Origin of the sequence: Acinetobacter sp. YH12140 (genome assembly GCF_013418475.1) — a bacterium.
Taxonomy (GTDB): domain Bacteria; phylum Pseudomonadota; class Gammaproteobacteria; order Pseudomonadales; family Moraxellaceae; genus Acinetobacter; species Acinetobacter amyesii.
This window is the reverse complement of sequence record NZ_VPBZ01000003.1, coordinates 474,620-492,818: the sequence shown is the minus strand read 5'-3', so window position 1 is coordinate 492,818 and position 18,199 is coordinate 474,620. Positions and strand designations below refer to the sequence as shown.

Here is an 18,199-nt window from a genome sequence, read left to right as displayed (position 1 = left end):
ACAATGAACCAAGTTAATTTACAAAATCAGAAGCCAGTTGCGAATTCAGATTTTAAAATTATTCAAGATGAATCATTGCTTGAATTACCTGAATATATTGATAAACCTGAATACGTCAAACGCAAGTCAGCAGGCTATGGTCTGATGGCAGTCGGGTGGATGCTTTGGATGTGGTTGTTTTTACCGCTATTAACACTTGTGTTTTGGTGGTTTGAAGGCACGGTGGTGTATTCACAGGTTATGGATCAGTCCCAACCGATGACCAGTCTAACGATCATGAAATTGATTTTCTCAATCGGAATCTTTATTTGCTGTCTATTTGTTTGGGCAAGTTATAACTGGCTGCGTTTTCACGGTGAAGACCGACGAAAGGCGCCTGAGAATGCTCAAGATGAAGATTTGGCGAAAAGCTTTCATGTAAAAGCCAGTGATATAGCCACGATGCGAGAATCAAAAAATATCACCTTGCACTATACGGATAAAGGTCAATTAGAACACTATAAAATCAACAGCTAATCAGCGTTCTTCATCAGATCTAGAATCCTAGATCTGATGATGTAGGCATTGGTATCAGTCCTTAGCTAGGGCGGGTGCAAATGCCTTTTTTATTTGCTGTGCATCTGGATGATTTTGCACGAAATCATCTGGATAATACCCAATATGTTGCACACCATGTTGTTCTAGTAAACGGATGGTGTCAGTGAGCTCCTGATTGGAAATGGGTTTTTGATGATTCCAATCGGTCACTTGGAGTTCAAAAATGGTACGGTTCAAATTGGGGTCATATTTTTTGGCACGCTCGATCAAGTTTAAATAAAACTGACGATGGTCATCTGCTTTTTCCATATAGGGCATGGCCATGATGGCGTTGTAATCATAATGTTGATATGTACTGGCATTAGACTGGCTAAACCATTTTTCACTGTTCGGGTTCAGCACGGCTTCAGCATACATATTGCGAGCAAAATGTAAGTCGGGTTGTTGCTGTTTTAAAATCTGACTGATGCCTTCAGCAAATTGGTCTAAATAGGCGGTTTTGTAGCGTGAAAATTCAAGCTGCTGCGCATGCTTTGGCTGTCCAATCAATTGTCGATCGAAGCCCCACGTTTTGTATGTCTGAAGTGCTGCGGCACTATTATCCTCAAAATCATTGAGAGTGATATCGTCATGATAAAGAATGCCATCTACTTTATTTTGCTGAATAAAGTCTAGAAAAATTTCTGCTGTGTATTGTTGGTTTCTCGGGTCAAAGGGCGATATCCGAATATAACCTTTTTTTTCACTTTGGCTTTTTACATATTGCAGAGGGTATTGTTTCGGAAACTCCCACGCAATTAAAGGCAGCCATGCATATACGGTTTTTACTTGAGTCTGCTGTCGTATCTCATGCAAAACACGTTGAAATAAATCTGAGCGCATTGGGATATAGCGATTTTTAAAATACACAGCATCAGCCGAACCATTGGCATCAGGGTCTGCAAAAGCCTGTAGAAAAATCATATTGGCTTCAATGTGACGGATACGTTCAATCAATGCGCGGATATTTTGTTCTTGTTGAGCCTGATTGACATCATATACATAATCTAAGTCGATATGCATAATGCGCATACGTTCAGGAGTACTTGGCTTTTGTGTATTATTGGTCAGGGTTTGATGTACAGAATTGGCTGATGCATATTGCTTGACCAAATCTTGTATAGGGTGGTGGGTAATACGTACCGTTTCAGCACTGCTACAGCCTGAAAAGACCAAACCGAAGCAGGTCATTAGACCTATTAATTTTTTAAAGGGGCGTAGGGAAGTAACGGCATTTAAGGAAGAAGTCATATTTATACTTGCACTGAGCGTATTATCATTCGTAAATGTTTTCATCGCATATTTTGCTGCACGTTTTAGCAAGTACAGCTAAGCAGAATATGATGAATTTGAAGATTGTAGCAAGATTGCAGGGGAAGGGTTATTCTTAAAAGTGTGATTTGGTTTGCACTTTGTTGTGATCCAGTATTTCATCATTTTAAAGTCATGATTTGGTACTGAACGAATTTTTTAAGCTCTCGTAAGTCTTCCTTGTCGATGATCTCAATAAAAAAAACCGCAGGATTAAGCTGCGGTTTTTTTAGCGTGTAAAACGAATTAACCAGCTTTTTTGTTTAAGCTCTGAGTTAAACCGTTAATATCGCCACCTTGGATACCAAGTTCACTCATCAAGCTATCAATTAGTGGGGCCTGGCTGCGGTAGCGTAAGGCACTATTCACCACTTGGTCTGATAAGGCAACATTGCCGCTGCCTTCGTGGTGAGCATCACCTTGGCAAGAACCTGCATGACCACCATTTAGACCATTTACTTGCAAAATCTTAATGTCATCAATGTTTTCCATTGGTTTAACACTTTCGCGAATGATTTCTGGTAAGTATTTCAGCATCGCTAAACGAATTTGCATTTCAACCTGTTCAGATGACAATACGTTGTTTGCTTCGTTCACTGCACGTGTACCTTCAGCATCAACTTGGTATTGTTTTTCCATCGCTTGAGCCAAGAGAACTTTTGCGTCAGCTTCACCTTTGGCTTTTAAGCGAACTTTTTCAGCTTCGGCTTCAGCTGCAATACGAATCGCTTCTGCATCATCTGCGGCTGCTTGTTTACCCGCTTCAGCCGCGACAGTAATGGCAATCGCATCTTTCTCCGCTTTTTCTTTCGCAGAGACCAATTCAACAGCTTTTTGACGTTCAGCTTGTTGGATTTGACGAACGGTAATGACTTCTTCTTCGGCTTTTACCGCTTGAGCACGGGCTTGATCGGCATGCGCTTTAGCTTCAGATTCAGCACGAGATTTTTCTGCAATAGCAATGGCACGGTCTTGCTCAGCCAACTCAATGGTTTTCTTTTGTTCCACTTGGGCTTGCTGAATAATTTGTGACTTTTGAATATTTTGATTTTCAACGTCACGTGCAGCAGTAATACGCTTTAAGTCAACTTCACGTTCAGCAGCAATACGCGCTTCTTCGGCTTCACGTTTTTTCGAAGCTTCTTGTGATGCAATTTCTGCAAGCTGTTCTGCACGACGAACTGAAATTTCACGTTCTTGTTGCAGTTTTGCATATTCTTCTTCACGCAAAATTTGTAGACGTGCTTGTTCTGCTTCTAAGTTCTTGGTCTTAATCGCAAGATCTGCATCTTGTTCAATCGCATTACGTTTACGACGACGGTCTTCAATGGTTTCTGTCAGTTTAGTTAAACCTTCAGCATCGAACGCATTTTGTGGGTTAAAGTATTTAAAGCCTGTTTGGTCTAAGCCAGTTAATGAAACAGTTTCAAGTTCCAAACCGTTTTTATGTAAATCTTCAGACACCACTTGCTGAACTTTTTGTACGAAGTCGACACGTTTTTCATGCAACTCTTCCATCGCCATTTCTGCGGCAACTGCACGCAATGAGTCAACAAATTTTCCTTCGACCAAATTCTTTAACTCATTTGGCGACATGGTCTTTTGACCTAACGTTTGTGCTGCGGTAGCAATCGAATCTGCGGTTGGTTTCACACGGACATAGAACTCCGCCATCACGTCGACACGCATACGGTCACGTGTAATCAGCGCTTGGTCATCTGCACGGCGTACTTCAAGACGTAGGGTGTTCATATTGACTGGAATAATTTCATGCAGCACAGGAAGCACAATAGCACCGCCACCTAAAATCACTTTTTCACCGCCGAAGCCTGTACGCACAAATGAAATTTCTTTACTTGAGCGACGATAAAGTCGAGCAATAATAAAACCAATAAAAATAAGTGCGGCAAAAATTATCCCGACTGAAACAAGGATACCGCTTGGAATAATGTCTAACATGGACGTTTATCTCTTTTGTTGTAGTTCAAGCTAACCCTCTAAAGTGCTAACAAGTTTGGTTTAAAAATCAGTATTTTGTTGACTCATCATGACTTCGAGATTTACAGAAGGAATGACGCGTTAAATGTATTTATATGGTGTTAGAAGAACTGATCGAGCATCAATTCATTCAAAATTTAGAGCATTGTGGCTTGAAAGCCTACATTTGTTTTTTGGGTTAAAACCACTGATTGACCTTGGCTGAAAATTTCATCTTGTTCAGGTTCAACCAAAATATAATGGGTCAATCCGTGTTGATCTTTGACTTTGGCTTGAGCAGGAGACTGGGGTCGTGCATCACCCAAAATGATCGTGGCCGTTCTACCGATCAATTCATCACTATAAATGGCAGTGGTTTCATCTTGGGGTAAAATACGGGCAATGAGCATTGCGCTAAAACGTACGAAGGGCATGCACAGAAAAATACAGGCTGGTGCAATAATCCATGCACTGAACATCATACTGGTCATTTGGTTAACGATGGCTTGAATAGCAAAGCCCAATAAACTATAGACACATAAGAAAATGATGAGCCATACAAACAGTGGAATACGACCCAAATACAACCAATCGAGCACACGTGTCACGATACCTGCATCGGCATCTACACCTAGCTCTGCATTATGACCAACATCCTCAGGTAGGAATTGATCTAAGAAGCCTTGAGAACCACCCCCTAAAATTGTTAACACAATCTCAAAAAGTCCAAACAAGAACATTAAACAGAGACTGATGCTAAACACGATATTAGACGGGTGAGTAAACAATTCCCACATTATATTTATCTCTATATTTATGCTTATAAAAAATCAAAAAAAAATAATTCTGGCTGAATTTTTTTCAGTAAATAAAATAACATTATCTGTCGAAATTGTGTAAAAAAATTACAGATCAGATTAACAAAAAGTCGGCTTTTATGTGAGCTATTACTAAGTTTTTCTTTAAAAATAGGTGATCAATTAAGTCAGGATTATCTAAATCTAAAGTTAATAGTATTTCTGCTTTACCCATTTAAGATTTAAGTCATTGTGATCAATCAAATTTTCAGTCTAATTGCAGATATATAAGTGGTCGTGCTTAACGGAGAAAAATGGCTTGTTAAAAGGCACAGAAAACAATGTTAGGAAATGTAAATTTATAACCGTCACGGCAGTGCTGAGAGCTTTACCGTGACTTTCGATGTCATATGGAGATTTGAACTGGTGTTCAAAAGAGCTATTTTTAGGTGGCTTTAACCGTTTTTATAACAATGAAGTTTGAATGCGTACTTTCATATCTAAAGCCGCTTGAACAATAAAGGTTTTCATCCACTTCACTTGTTCGCCCATCGGATTGGTTTTAATCGCAGTGTCTAAAAAGCCCATGCTTTCAAGTTGAAACAATTGCTTTTCGATCTCTTCTTCTAACTGGGTGCTATTGGCTGCGAGCGGGAAATGGATTAAGTGAAATGCTTTGGGAAAATTATAAAAAGCATAGAGCAGATTAAATGCGCGTTGATCGGCCTTTAAATTGCCAGCGCCAATTTCGTAGCCGCGATCTTGGTTACTGTGAGTCACCCCAATCAAAAATTCGAGTTTATTGTCCAAAAGTCGTAGGCCGAACTGAAGGCCAATTTGGTCAGCACTCAGCTCATGTTGGATAAAGTTATTCAGCGGGCTGCCGTCATCATTTAAGGCTTCTTGGAGCACAAGCATGTGTGAAGAATGCTGATAAATATAGCCAGCAAGACCTGCTGCTTCAATCAGCGACTTTAAGGTTTCAAGCGTGTAGTGACTATATGGCATATCAATAACTGTTGTAGAGTGATATAGCTACTTTAGGTACTTTGAGCGAGTTTGAATACCGATTGTTTAGAGGATTTAGCGATTAGTTAATTGATAAAAAATTGCGTAAACTTACGGATCTCGGACTAGAATAATAATGAAATTGATAAGTCTATCGTATTAAATTAATTAAAATTGATAAGCAGTATCAGACAATTTGTATATGACGAATAAGAATATCAATATCACAAAACAAGCAATCGTTATGAAAGCTTAATCACTATAATGTATATATATCTTTAAAAGTGTAATAAGTACACATATTCTAAGCTGGTGTTGTCCATGTCATTAAATGAGGAAAGACTTACTCATCTTAAACAGCTTGAAGCTGAGAGTATTCATATTATCCGTGAAGTTGCTGCTGAGTTCGAAAACCCAGTCATGCTGTATTCAATCGGTAAAGATTCAGCGGTCATGCTGCATCTTGCTTTAAAAGCATTCTATCCTGCCAAACTTCCATTCCCACTACTGCATGTAGACACGGGTTGGAAATTTAAAGACATGATTACTTTCCGTGACAACATGGCAAAAGAGCATGGCTTTGATTTGATCGTGCATCAAAACAAAGAAGGTAAAGACGCAGGCGTGAATCCGTTCGATTACGGTAGCTCAAAATATACTGACATTATGAAAACTCAAGGCTTAAAACAAGCGCTTGATAAATATCAGTTTGATGCGGCTTTCGGTGGTGCGCGCCGTGACGAAGAGAAATCTCGTGCCAAAGAACGTGTTTACTCATTCCGTGATACCAAACACCGTTGGGACCCTAAAAACCAACGTCCTGAACTTTGGAATCTTTACAACGGTAAAGTGAACAAAGGTGAAAGTATTCGTGTGTTCCCATTGTCTAACTGGACTGAGTTGGATATTTGGCAATACATCTACCTCGAAAATATTAAATTGGTTCCTTTGTACTTGGCTGCTGAACGTCCAGTGGTTGAGCGTAACGGTACACTGATCATGGTTGATGATGAGCGTATGCGTTTAAACGAAGGTGAAGTGCCACAAATGAAATCGGTGCGTTTCCGTACTTTAGGTTGTTACCCACTTACAGGTGCGGTTGAATCAACTGCAACAACTTTACCGGAAATTATCCAAGAGATGCTTTTAGCCACCACATCTGAACGTCAAGGTCGTATGATCGACCATGACGAAGCAGGTTCGATGGAAAAGAAAAAGCAGGAAGGTTACTTCTAAGAATCTCATAATCTCCCTTGCGCAGCAGTGCTGCTCCCCGTCTTTACTAAAGAGGGGGAGCTCCCGAGAAAGAACGGAGCAAAGTCTCCCTTTCTTAAAGGGAGATTTAGAGGGATTAAAAAGATTCAGAAACCGATTTCAAAAGAATATGTGGAGCTTTGAGCAATGTCTCATCAATCAGATTTAATTAGCCAAGACATCTTGGCGTATTTAAAACAACACGAAAATAAAGACCTTCTACGTTTCCTGACTTGCGGTAACGTAGATGACGGTAAATCGACTTTAATTGGTCGTTTGCTTTACGATTCAAAATTGATTTATGAAGATCAATTACAAGCTGTGACTCGTGACTCTAAAAAAGTCGGTACTACGGGTGATGCGCCTGACTTGGCTTTACTTGTCGATGGTCTACAAGCAGAGCGTGAACAAGGCATTACCATTGACGTGGCTTACCGTTATTTCTCTACTGAAAAACGTAAGTTCATTATTGCTGACACCCCCGGGCATGAGCAGTACACACGTAACATGGCAACTGGTGCGTCGACTGCCGATTTAGCGATCATCTTGATTGATGCGCGTTATGGCGTTCAAACGCAAACTCGTCGTCACTCATTTATTGCGAGTCTTTTGGGTATTCGTAATATTGTGGTTGCAGTGAACAAGATGGACTTGGTTGAATTCTCTGAAGCGCGCTTCAATGAAATTCAAGCAGAGTACAACGAGTTCGTAAACCAATTGGGCGACCGTAAACCTGCGAACATTATCTTCACGCCTATTTCTGCGTTGAATGGTGATAACGTTGTAAACAAATCACCAAATACGCCGTGGTACCAAGGTCAGACTTTAATGGAGACTTTGGAAACTGTTGAAATTTCGCATGATACAAGCAAGCACGAATTCCGTTTCCCTGTTCAGTATGTCAACCGTCCGAACCTCGACTTCCGTGGTTTCTGCGGTACGATCGCACTTGGTGAAGTGAAAGTTGGCGATACCATTACTGCATTACCATCTGGTAAGTCTTCGACTGTTAAAGAAATCGTAACTTTTGACGGTAACTTAGACCATGCTGTTGCAGGTCAAGCGGTGACTTTAACACTGAACGATGAAATTGATATTTCACGCGGTAACGTGTTGGTAAAAGCGGGCGAACAGCCACTCATTTCACGTTCTGCACGTGCCTCTGTGGTATGGATGACAGATGCGCCTTTAGTGGTTGGCAAACTATATAACGTGAAGTTTGGTACACAAACTATTCCTGCGAAAGTTGCTAAAATCAACTACCGTACCAATGTAAACACATTGGAAAAAACGGAAGTTGAACAGCTTGAACTGAATGCGATTGCAGATGTAACGATTGAGTTTGATGCGCCAGTGGTATTTGACCGTTACCAAGACAGTCGTTACACAGGTTCATTCATCTTTATTGACCGTTTAAGCAACGTGACTGTTGGTGCGGGTATGGTTGAGTCTGCAGTGGAATGGACTGCACACAACGAGCCTGTTACTGCTGAAGCGCGTGCTGCACGTTTAGGTCAAAAACCTGCTGCTGTAACTGTGACTGCTAAAGCCCTTGAAAATGCGCAAGCGATTGAAAGCTTATTGATTCAGCAAGGTGTGGTTGCAATTGCGAAAGCTGGTTTAACTGTAGAGCAAGTTGCGCTGGTTCGTGAAACTGGTGTGGTTGTGATTACAGATGCGACTGAAGGCACTGATGTGACTTATGCAGTCGAGACTGCTGAAGAAGTTGCTGAGAAAATTGTTGAGTTGGTTCGTCTGTAAGACTTGATCACTCTAAAAACCACCTTTAAAGGTGGTTTTTTTTTGTATTAAATATATAATTTTATTAGGAAGATAGTTTGAGATTTATATGGAAAAGTCTGCTACTAATAATGTTAAACAAGTAGATAAAAAAACAGATGAGTCTTATTCTGATAAGTTGAATAGAGTTCGCGATGAAAGTGAACAGAACTTTTTACAAGAAAGTGTAAGAAGATCACATACTGATAAATACTTTAAAGAAAAAGAAATTTACAATGCTAGTTTTTCAAATACTCACTTTTTACGAGTAGTTGCTTCACCTCATACTAAGTTTTTTAATGTAGATTTTAGTTATTGTATTCTTGATCATGCGTACCTCAGAAATTGTTCTTTTGATAGTTGTATATTTCTTGGTGCAAAAATTTTTAATAGTAATTTACAAGGAACAAGTTTTGTTAAATGTGATTTTAGATATGCAATTTTTGAAAAAACTGTAATTGATGATGATTTTATTTTTGGTAATTTACCAGTTGAATCAAATTTAAGATATAAGCTACTAAAATCATTAAGAGTAAACTTTCAACAGTTAGGTGAAAGTGAAAATGTAAATAAAGCAATTTTGTATGAATTACATGCAACAAAACAATACTTATGGGATGCCTCATTCTCACCAGATGAATATTATCAAAAGAAATATGGTGGTTGGAAAAAGCGAAGTATTTCTTTTTTAAAGTTAGTTTGTTTTGTTTTTTGGGATTTTATCTGGGGGAATGGCGAGAAAATCGAGAAATTATTAAGAACATTTATTATAGTTCTTTTAATTATAGTACTTTATGACATGTATCATGTAGGTATGCCGCAGAGAGATTCTATCCAATATCTATATTCTTCATTAAAGAATTCTTTATCTGTATTTTTTAACATTGAGCCTGCAGATCATTTTGCTAAAGGTTTTATCACTTTTATTATGTTTACTCGCCTAGTACTTTTTGCCTTTTTTGTATCAATTCTTGTTAAGCGCTTAAGTAGAAGATAAATTTATGTATATTTACGCATTTGGTTCTATTTGCCGTGGAGAGATTGACTTTTATTCTGATATTGATCTAATTGCTATATCAGATAATAAATCAGATCTTGAAAATTTAGATCCAAATAAATTTTCTATCTACACAGTAAAACGTTTAAAAGAATATTGGGAAATTGGTAATCCATTTGCATGGCATTTGTATAAAGAATCTAGATTAATTTTTTCTAGTAAAGCTGATGATTTAATTAAAAGGCTCGGAGAGCCTTCACCATATAAAAATGGATTGGAGGATTTAAATAAGTTTTATAATATTTTTTTAGATAGTGTTAAACATATTGAAATAACGAGAGATTCATTTCTCTTTGATATCTCAACTATTTTTTTATCAGTTCGTAATTTTGCTACTTGTTATTCATTAACGAAAGGACAAATAAATTTTCAGCGAAATTCAGCACTTAACCTTGGAAAAAAATCAATTCAAATTTCTATTGAAGATTACAAAGCTCTTGAGTTGGCAAGATTGCTTGCTACAAGAGGAGTAGGAACGTTCCCTAATGAAGTAGATTCAAGTAGACTAATTTCGTGTTTTAACAAAATTGATGAATGGATGAGACGTTTATTGGATGATTGTAAATGAATGAATTTCAGAATCGAGTAAACTTACAGAGGCATATCATTGCTTTTGTTAATAAAAAACTACGTTTTAATGAGCCATTAGCGAGCTTATCGTATGGTTGTATTACTAGATGGAAGCATGCCAATGCAGATGTTTATGATCAAACATATGAGATCTTGATTGATTTATCGAGTAAAATTTTGTTTCTAGCTACTAAGAGTCAAGAGCAAATCACAGATGAATATGCATTTAAAAGTAATGAAGCTGTAGAAAAAATAAAGTTTCTAGAAAGGCATATTGCTGATATTTACAAAACTTAATTTTAAGCCACTTAAGCAGTGGCTTTTTTATCACATAAAATTAATTTGATAATTTTAAAAAATATATTAAGATATATCTTAAATAATCTTAAGGTGTATCTTTGCGATGTCAAACTCAGACCTTCTCGATAGTAACGATAGTCCAGTCAAAACCCGAAAACGCCTGTTTGAAGCAGGGCACATGAAACTATTGGTACTGCATCTCATCTCCCAAGCGCCTAAGTTCAGCTACGATATTATCAAAGATGTCGGTGCAATCGTGGGCGGTGGCTACAGCCCAAGCACAGGGACAATTTACCCAACGCTGAATTACTTAGAAGAACAGCAATACATACACGCAGAACTAAATGCCGAAGACCGTAAACAATACAGCGTCACGCAGTCAGGCTTAGCGCATCTAGATGCAGAAAAAGCCACAGTAGAGAAAATTCTGTGCCGTTTTGATACCCGCAAGCAAATCCATAACAACGAACAATATGTCGATATCAAACGTGCGATGGAAAACCTAAAAGCATCACTACGCATCAAAATTCAGCACTGTGAACTGACGCCCGAGCAGGTGTATGCCATTGCAGAAAAAATCGATCAGGCGGCAGTCGAAATCAGCCGTATGGAGGTGACACAATGAAACAGCATCAATATGAAATCACGCTCAAACACATTGCTGATGCGCAGGGCAATCCTTCGACCTATACCGAAGCTTTGCAGTTTAATGCTTACAACCATGATGACATGTTTAAGGTGCTAGAGCATTTGATCAAAGCACAATTGTTAGATGATGAAAAAACCAAAGCCTTTGCCGTGGGTCTGAAACTGTTTGGTGAAACTTTGCTGGAAAATAAAGACCATCCTTTATTTAGAGATTTCATGCCGCATTTCGGCCAGTTTATGAAAACACTAAAACAAACAGTAAAAGCCCAGAATGCAGCCCAAGACGAATAATAGGTATTTACAGATGAATCAACTCCCAAAATTTCATCCCAAACACATGACTTGGCTGATGCCCTTAATCTTGTCCGGCATTATGAGCGGTTCAATTTCCTGCTTTAACATGCTGATGAATAAAGGCTTAGTTGAAGGCTTTCTTGGCATTTGGCTGCGCGCATGGAGCATGTCGTGGATGATGGTCTTTCCGCTCATTTTGATCGTGTTGCCATTGGTGCGTAATACGCTAATGAAGTTTGTCCGTCTGCCGAATGAGGCTGCATCCAAATAAAAGGCACATCTATTTAGTCATGTATTGAGTGTGACTGCATAGCATCTTGAATGATGGCTGTTAATTCAGTCAGTGATTTGACACCTGCAATACGTTGAATGACTTGCCCGCGATAAAATACTAAGGTTGAAGGTAGTCCATAAACGTTATAGCGCAAGGTTAGTATCGGTGAGGAATCAATATTTACCTTGCCAAATTTGAGCTGTGCATGCTGTGCGGACATTTGACTTGCGCACTGCTCAAATACAGGGAAGTTCTGCACACAGGGCGCGCACCAGTCTGCATAGAAACGAATCACGGCAAAACCATCGAACCATTCATAGTCGCTGGCGTTATCTTCGTTATATTCAACAACCTGAACCATGTGCTGCCTATTATTAATTTGCTAAATAGTCAGCCAATTATACATAAGTCCATTGTTATTCAATCTGTATGCTTTCTATGTTCAAATAGTGCAGAGATAGATGAATAGTCAATAATTGAAAAAGGAAAAACAATGTCACAGCAAAGCATGCAACAGGTCATTATTACTGAACCGGGCGGCGTAGAAAAATTGGCCTATGAAAGCGTTGCCGTGCCTACTGCAAAATCTGATGAAGTACTAGTAAAGGTTCATGCCTTTGGTATTAACCGTCCAGACATTTTACAGCGCCAAGGCTTGTACCCAATGCCGAAAGGGGTAACACCAGTACCGGGTCTGGAAGTGGCGGGTGAAGTAGTTGCTGTGGGTGCAGATGTCACTTTGTTTAAAGTGGGTGATAAAGTCTGTGGCCTAACCAATGGTGGCGGTTATGCTGAGTATTGTGTTGTACCTGAAAGCCAAACCTTGAGTATTCCTGAAGGTGTGAGCTTTACTCAAGCAGCGGCCATTCCTGAAACGTTTTTTACAGTTTGGGCAAATGTATTCCAAATGGGTAAAGCCAAAGCAGGTGAAACGGTACTTATTCATGGCGGTACTAGCGGTATTGGTACTACAGCGATTATGTTGTGTAATGCTTTAGGTATGAAAACCTTTGCGACGGTAGGTTCAGATGAAAAAGTGGCAGCGATCTCTGATATCACGCATGCCATTAACTATAAAACTCAAGACTTTGAGCAAGTGATTAATGAAGCGACCAATGAGCAAGGCGTCGATGTGATTTTAGATATCGTGGGTGCACCGTATTTAGCACAGAACCTCAATCTATTACGTCGTGATGGTCGTTTGGTCTATATCGCCTTCTTAGGTGGTGCAAAAGCCAAAGAAGTGAAGTTGGGTCAAATCATGATGAAGCGTTTGACCATTACAGGCTCAACCATGCGTGCGCGTAATACTGCAGAAAAAGCAGAGATTGCTAAAGGCATTCAGGAAAATGTTGTTCCATTATGGTCTAAAGGTGAATGCTTGCCAATGATTTACAAAACATTTAAGTTTGACCAAATTCAAGAAGCACATGCAGCCATGGATACAGGCGACCATGTGGGTAAGATTGTGGTTGAAGTGATCTAAAGTTTTCTTTTTAAAACACGCTGTATTTGTAGGGTGTTTTAAAATAATTAAGGAGGGCAATGTCCCTCTTTTTTATTGTATTCCTATCTGATTTGACGCAGTAACATCAAAAGCACAATTTGATTCAAATAAAAGAATGATACGCGGTAAGGTCATCCGCAAGTGTATGAGACAGGGTTGTTTTTAATCAAAAATGTTTTTGCAATACTTTGAATAAGTAGACGCTAGTGAACGAGTTTTGTCGGTGAGGTGCATTGCACCGCAAGATGGTTTCCTTGCGAAGCTTCGCTTCTCATTTTGCCGAAACAAAAGTACCTCCAGCCGAAGGCTAATCCCTTTATTCAATCCCTAGATGTAAGACTCTGTCGAGTAGATTTAAATATCGGTAAATAATGTGAAATTACTTTTACGTGCGTAACATCTGTTGCTAAATTTTAGGCATAAAAAAACCAGCTTATCGCTGGGTTCTTTATTACACCATCTTCAGTAGAAGAAGAATGGTGCCCGAGGCCAGACTCGAACTGGCACGCTTTGTGGGCGGGGGATTTTAAATCCCCTGTGTCTACCGATTTCACCACTCGGGCTTAACAAGATTGGAGGCGGAGGTCGGAATCGAACCGGCGTACACGGAGTTGCAGTCCGCTGCATGACCACTCTGCCACCCCGCCATGTCTTGTTGATGCGTATATTAGCAAGCTCTGAAAAAAAAACAATAGCAGATTCATCTGTATGAGCATAAAAGCAGCATACAAGGTAAAAAATTTAAAATAATCATGTATTATGTGCAAAATTGATTCATATCATCACTTGGAGAAGTGCCGTGGCATTAGTTTTAGATGGTCGTGCATTGGCGAAGAAAATTGAAGCTGACTTGTTGACTCGCGTAGAAGCGCTAAAAGAGAAAACTGGTCGTACCCCAATTCTTGCGACTATTTTGGTAGGTGACGATGGTGCATCTGCAACTTATGTACGTATGAAAGGGAATGCTTGCCGCCGTGTTGGTATGGATTCATTAAAAGTTGAGCTTCCTAAAGAAACCACAACTGAACAATTACTTGCTGAAATTGAAAAATTAAATGCAAACCCAGATGTTCACGGTATTTTGTTACAACACCCAGTACCTGCTCAAATTGATGAGCGTGCATGTTTCGATGCGATCTCTCTTGAAAAAGACGTAGATGGCGTAACTTGCTTAGGTTTTGGTCGTATGGCAATGGGTGAAGCAGCATATGGTTCTGCGACTCCTGCAGGTATCATGACCATTCTAAAAGAAAACAATATTGAAATCGCAGGGAAACACGCGGTTGTTGTGGGTCGTTCTGCAATTTTGGGTAAACCAATGTCTGCGATGCTACTTGAAGCGAATGCAACAGTGACCACTTGCCACTCACGTACTCAAAACTTAGCTGACTTTGTTAAACAAGCTGACATTATTGTAGGTGCGGTAGGTAAAGCTGAATTGATTCAAAAAGATTGGATCAAACCAGGTGCAGTGGTTGTTGATGCTGGCTTTCATCCACGTGATGGCGGCGGTGTAGGTGATATCCAATTGGTGGGTATCGAAGAAATTGCTTCTGCTTATACACCAGTACCGGGTGGCGTAGGTCCAATGACAATCACAACATTGATTCGTCAAACTGTTGAAGCTGCTGAAAAAGCGTTGGGTTAATCTTTAGACCTCTCCCTTGCGAAGCAGTGCTTCTCATCTCCTAAAAGTATAGGGAACTGATCGTCTCAAATTGATTCTATGCTGCTCCCTCTCCCTGTGGGAGAGGGTTGGGGTGAGGGTGCTTTTTTATAAATAATCCTCTCCCTAATCCTCTCCTTTAAAAGGAGAGGGAACTTCCGATCTTAATTTAGGCTTTTATGACACTAAAACTCTGCATATTCGAAAAATAAAATTCCAATGAGCTGTACTTTCCAATTCCCCCAAGCCCCTGAGCACCTCCTTAAAGCACTGCATGAAGTTATTCCGCATTGTGAATTACATGCTCAACAGTTGCCTGAAACACCTATTTCTCTATGGTTGATCCCACCGGTATTTCCAACCGATAAATTGGATGATGAAGTCATTCGCCGTATATGGAATGATACGCCGTATTGGATCTTTTGTTGGGCTTCAGGGCTTGCAATGGCGCAGTGGTTGTTGGCAGAGCCGCATCATGTCAAAGATAAAGTGGTGTTGGACTTTGGTGCAGGTTCAGGCGTGGTGGCGATTGCAGCAAAAATGGCAGGGGCGAAACGCGTGATCTGCTGTGACATCGACCAAGTGAGCCTAGATGCCTGCCGTGCGAATGCTGAGCTGAATAATGTCGAACTCGAATATTTGGACGATCTGTATAAAGCCGAACAAGTCGATATTTTATTGGCTGCCGATGTGCTATATGACCAATGCAACCGTTTCTTTTTGGATGAGTTTTTAAAGTTTGCTCCAGAAGTGTGGGTGGCAGATAGTCGTGTGAAAAACTTTAGTCATCCTAAATATGAAAAACTCGATGAACGAAGCGCGACGACATGGCCTGATTTGGATGAATCACCTGAGTTTCGTAATGTGAGTTTTTATAAAACCCTATAAATATTGAACCCATAAAAAATAAGACGCTTAAAGCGTCTTATTTTTATCTTTTGAACAGCAAATTTGAATAAGAACAGGTATAGCGAACCACACGTAAGGTGGCAGGGCGAGCATCGAGTGCATCACGCGCGCCTAAGTTTTCAGAGTTACGTAGGTCTGGGGTATTTGACAGTCCAAAGTTCGCACGTGTATTACCAATTTGACGGCCGTACTGGGTATTTTCCAAAGCAGGATTTGCAATTTCGTTCACGCTTAAGATTTGTAATTTATAGGTCTTTTGCGTATTTAATACTTTTTGGCAAGCACGTTGTAATTTATTGGCATCCAGTTGTTGGTTTTGGCGACCCGCTAAAGTATATGCAAGTGTTGCGCTATCTGCAGATTTGGACTCTATTTGAAAGCCCGTTTGACCATTAAAAGCACGTGGAGTGCTTTGGCAAGCAGCCATCGACATTGCAACAATACTCAAACTTAAAACTTTGTAAATATTTTTCATCATTCATTCGCCGTCTTTATTTGTATGCTCAGTATGCCATAGTCCGTCTGTCGACTCGATGGCGAAAACAAAGAAAGCCAAAGAAGTTTGATTAAATCTTTGATGCAGCCGAAACGATGAGTAGATGGAAATTGATATAAAAAAAGCTCATCAAAATAGGCTTTGATGAGCTTAAGTGGAATAGCAGGGCTGAGCGAATTAATCGTCAGTGATCATGCTATGTTTTTTCGTATCTTTCATGAAGACATACGTGATCAAAGATAAACCAATCATGAACGTAATATAGTAGAAGAAGTAGTTTTCATGGCCTGCATTTTTGAAGCTCAAAGCCACAAGTTCTGCGGTACCACCAAAGAGTGTATTTGCAATGGCATAAGGCAATGCAACACCTAAGGCACGGATGTGTGCAGGGAACAACTCTGCTTTCACTACAGCATTAATCGCAGTATAACCAGTGACAATCACCATACCACTCATGCAAAGCATAAATGCTGTGGTTGGGCTAGTCGTAGAACCGATACCATTGAAAATTGGAATGGTAAATAGCACACCAAGCACACCAAAGGCGATCATAATTGGCTTACGACCAATCTTATCTGAAAGCGCACCGACCGCAGGTTGTAAAAGCATGAAGATGAAAATTGCAGCAGTGGTAATTTCAGTTGCTGTGGTTTTTTCAAAGCCAGACGTGTTGACCAAATATTTTTGTAAATATGTGGTAAAAGTGTTGAACGCTAAAGTACCACCGGCAGTCAACATGATCACAGTGAAGGCTTGTTTAGGGTATTTGGTAAATAACGCTAAAGCACCTGATTTTGGACCACCATTTTTAGCTTGTTCTTGAGCTTCTTTAGAGGATTGAGTTTCAACTAAACCGCGACGAATCCAGAACACCACAATAGCGAGCAACGCACCGATGAAGAAGGGAACACGCCAGCCCCATTCAGTTAAAGCTTGTTCTGAGAAATTGCGTTGCAAGATAATTAAAACGCAAAGTGCCAATAGCTGACCTGAAATCAGTGTGACATATTGGAAACTTGAGAAGAAACCGCGATGGTTTTTACCTGCCATTTCAGTCAAATAGGTCGCACTAGAGCCATATTCACCGCCGACACTTAAGCCTTGGAGTAAACGCGCTAAAAGTAGAATAGCGGGTGCGAGCATCCCTACAGAATCGTAGGTTGGTGCACATGCGATCATCAGTGAGCCGACACACATCAACGATACAGACAGCGTTAAACCTGCTTTACGACCTTTACGGTCAGCATAAATACCCATGACCCATGCGCCGATTGGACGCATTAAGAAACCGAGTGCAAAGACTGCAGCTGCTTGTAAGAGTTTTACAGTATTGTCACCGTCAGGGAAAAATTGCGGTGCAAAGTAAAGGGTAAAGGCAGCGTAGACATACCAGTCGTACCATTCAACGAGGTTGCCGGCAGATCCGCCGAGGATAGATTTGACACGAGTTTTTCTATCCAATTGTTCAGGAACAACTGGCTCAGATGAGTTTGACACATCATTCTCCAAGGAATGAATGCAAAACATATCCATTTAAACTCTTTGGGAAAAGTTTAAATCAATATATTTTGTCGAAATGGGAGATGGAACTATATTTATTTAATTTATACTCCTGTTGTCGCAGAAAATCATGCGACTTTAGTCTATAAAATGCGATTTTTTTAAACAGATACATTTTTCACGACTAAATGAAAACAACAAAGCCTCATAAGTTGAGGCTTAGATTGAAAAAAACATGCTGTTTTTGATCAGTTTGATCGATAAGTCATCTTCAAA

19 protein-coding genes and 2 tRNA genes are annotated in these 18,199 nt (G+C 39.8%); 12 read left to right on the top strand and 9 right to left on the bottom strand.

Translation table 11 applies throughout. The annotated features are described in order from the left end of the window. The first annotated feature begins 3 nt into the window (after positions 1-3). Positions 4-516, top strand: coding sequence for a poly-beta-1,6-N-acetyl-D-glucosamine biosynthesis protein PgaD (gene pgaD, locus FTU75_RS06030; RefSeq protein WP_180115389.1), 513 nt, complete (start codon positions 4-6; stop codon positions 514-516). Between the two features lie 54 nt (positions 517-570). On the opposite strand, the gene pgaB is transcribed toward pgaD, so the two are convergent. The 4 genes from pgaB to FTU75_RS06010 form a co-directional block, all read right to left on the bottom strand. After that, on the bottom strand, positions 571-1,827 hold the full coding sequence (gene pgaB / locus FTU75_RS06025; protein WP_180115388.1) for a poly-beta-1,6-N-acetyl-D-glucosamine N-deacetylase PgaB: 1,257 nt from the start codon (positions 1,825-1,827) through the stop codon (positions 571-573). 306 nt (positions 1,828-2,133) lie between these two features. Continuing rightward, a complete protein-coding gene (locus FTU75_RS06020) occupies positions 2,134-3,846 on the bottom strand; it encodes a flotillin family protein (RefSeq protein WP_078189896.1) in 1,713 nt (570 codons plus the stop codon). A 176-nt stretch (positions 3,847-4,022) separates the two neighbouring features. Beyond that, positions 4,023-4,661, bottom strand: coding sequence for a YqiJ family protein (locus FTU75_RS06015; protein WP_180007473.1), 639 nt, complete (start codon positions 4,659-4,661; stop codon positions 4,023-4,025). Between the two features lie 465 nt (positions 4,662-5,126). Beyond that, entirely contained in the window at positions 5,127-5,669 is a 543-nt protein-coding gene (locus tag FTU75_RS06010; protein WP_111884395.1) for a hypothetical protein, read from the bottom strand. Positions 5,670-5,990: 321 nt separating this feature from the next. On the opposite strand from FTU75_RS06010, the gene cysD reads away from it, so the two are divergent. The 8 genes from cysD to FTU75_RS05970 all read left to right on the top strand — a co-directional run bounded on the left by cysD (position 5,991) and on the right by FTU75_RS05970 (position 11,842). Further along, entirely contained in the window at positions 5,991-6,905 is a 915-nt protein-coding gene (gene cysD, locus FTU75_RS06005) for a sulfate adenylyltransferase subunit CysD (RefSeq protein WP_078189893.1), read from the top strand. 165 nt (positions 6,906-7,070) lie between these two features. Next, positions 7,071-8,684, top strand: coding sequence for a sulfate adenylyltransferase subunit CysN (cysN, locus tag FTU75_RS06000; protein WP_180115387.1), 1,614 nt, complete (start codon positions 7,071-7,073; stop codon positions 8,682-8,684). Positions 8,685-8,772: 88 nt separating this feature from the next. Next, positions 8,773-9,699 carry a pentapeptide repeat-containing protein gene (locus FTU75_RS05995; protein WP_180115386.1) on the top strand — a complete coding sequence of 309 codons (927 nt, stop codon included), beginning with the start codon at positions 8,773-8,775 and terminating at the stop codon, positions 9,697-9,699. 4 nt (positions 9,700-9,703) lie between these two features. After that, positions 9,704-10,327: a nucleotidyltransferase domain-containing protein gene (locus FTU75_RS05990; protein ID WP_180115385.1), complete on the top strand. Its 624-nt coding sequence runs from the start codon at positions 9,704-9,706 to the stop codon at positions 10,325-10,327. Next, on the top strand, positions 10,324-10,626 hold the full coding sequence (locus FTU75_RS05985) for a hypothetical protein (RefSeq protein WP_180115384.1): 303 nt from the start codon (positions 10,324-10,326) through the stop codon (positions 10,624-10,626). Before FTU75_RS05990 ends, FTU75_RS05985 begins: the two co-directional genes overlap by 4 nt. A gap of 106 nt (positions 10,627-10,732) precedes the next feature. Continuing rightward, a complete protein-coding gene (locus tag FTU75_RS05980) occupies positions 10,733-11,254 on the top strand; it encodes a PadR family transcriptional regulator (protein WP_180115383.1) in 522 nt (173 codons plus the stop codon). After that, positions 11,251-11,568: a DUF3861 domain-containing protein gene (locus tag FTU75_RS05975; protein WP_180115382.1), complete on the top strand. Its 318-nt coding sequence runs from the start codon at positions 11,251-11,253 to the stop codon at positions 11,566-11,568. Before FTU75_RS05980 ends, FTU75_RS05975 begins: the two co-directional genes overlap by 4 nt. A gap of 13 nt (positions 11,569-11,581) precedes the next feature. Continuing rightward, entirely contained in the window at positions 11,582-11,842 is a 261-nt protein-coding gene (locus FTU75_RS05970) for a DUF2798 domain-containing protein (RefSeq protein ID WP_180115381.1), read from the top strand. A gap of 13 nt (positions 11,843-11,855) precedes the next feature. On the opposite strand, the gene FTU75_RS05965 is transcribed toward FTU75_RS05970, so the two are convergent. Beyond that, positions 11,856-12,206 carry a co-chaperone YbbN gene (locus tag FTU75_RS05965; protein WP_180115380.1) on the bottom strand — a complete coding sequence of 117 codons (351 nt, stop codon included), beginning with the start codon at positions 12,204-12,206 and terminating at the stop codon, positions 11,856-11,858. 132 nt (positions 12,207-12,338) lie between these two features. Between FTU75_RS05965 and FTU75_RS05960 the strand changes: the two genes are divergently transcribed. After that, on the top strand, positions 12,339-13,331 hold the full coding sequence (locus tag FTU75_RS05960; RefSeq protein ID WP_180115379.1) for an NAD(P)H-quinone oxidoreductase: 993 nt from the start codon (positions 12,339-12,341) through the stop codon (positions 13,329-13,331). 498 nt (positions 13,332-13,829) lie between these two features. On the opposite strand, the gene FTU75_RS05955 is transcribed toward FTU75_RS05960, so the two are convergent. Together FTU75_RS05955 and FTU75_RS05950 are read right to left on the bottom strand one after the other, a co-directional pair. Continuing rightward, positions 13,830-13,915, bottom strand: a tRNA-Leu gene (locus FTU75_RS05955). Positions 13,916-13,925: 10 nt separating this feature from the next. Then, positions 13,926-13,999 (bottom strand) — tRNA-Cys (locus FTU75_RS05950). A gap of 152 nt (positions 14,000-14,151) precedes the next feature. On the opposite strand from FTU75_RS05950, the gene folD reads away from it, so the two are divergent. Together folD and FTU75_RS05940 are read left to right on the top strand one after the other, a co-directional pair. Next, positions 14,152-15,000 carry a bifunctional methylenetetrahydrofolate dehydrogenase/methenyltetrahydrofolate cyclohydrolase FolD gene (folD, locus tag FTU75_RS05945; protein ID WP_078189885.1) on the top strand — a complete coding sequence of 283 codons (849 nt, stop codon included), beginning with the start codon at positions 14,152-14,154 and terminating at the stop codon, positions 14,998-15,000. 237 nt (positions 15,001-15,237) lie between these two features. Then, complete coding sequence (locus FTU75_RS05940) at positions 15,238-15,906, top strand: methyltransferase (RefSeq protein ID WP_180003940.1); 669 nt, start codon at positions 15,238-15,240, stop codon at positions 15,904-15,906. Between the two features lie 43 nt (positions 15,907-15,949). Here the strand turns inward: FTU75_RS05940 and FTU75_RS05935 are convergent, their stop codons facing one another. Together FTU75_RS05935 and FTU75_RS05930 are read right to left on the bottom strand one after the other, a co-directional pair. Further along, positions 15,950-16,402: a hypothetical protein gene (locus FTU75_RS05935; protein ID WP_180115456.1), complete on the bottom strand. Its 453-nt coding sequence runs from the start codon at positions 16,400-16,402 to the stop codon at positions 15,950-15,952. Between the two features lie 198 nt (positions 16,403-16,600). Then, entirely contained in the window at positions 16,601-17,920 is a 1,320-nt protein-coding gene (locus tag FTU75_RS05930) for an MFS transporter (protein ID WP_078190125.1), read from the bottom strand. Between the last annotated feature and the right edge of the window lie 279 nt (positions 17,921-18,199).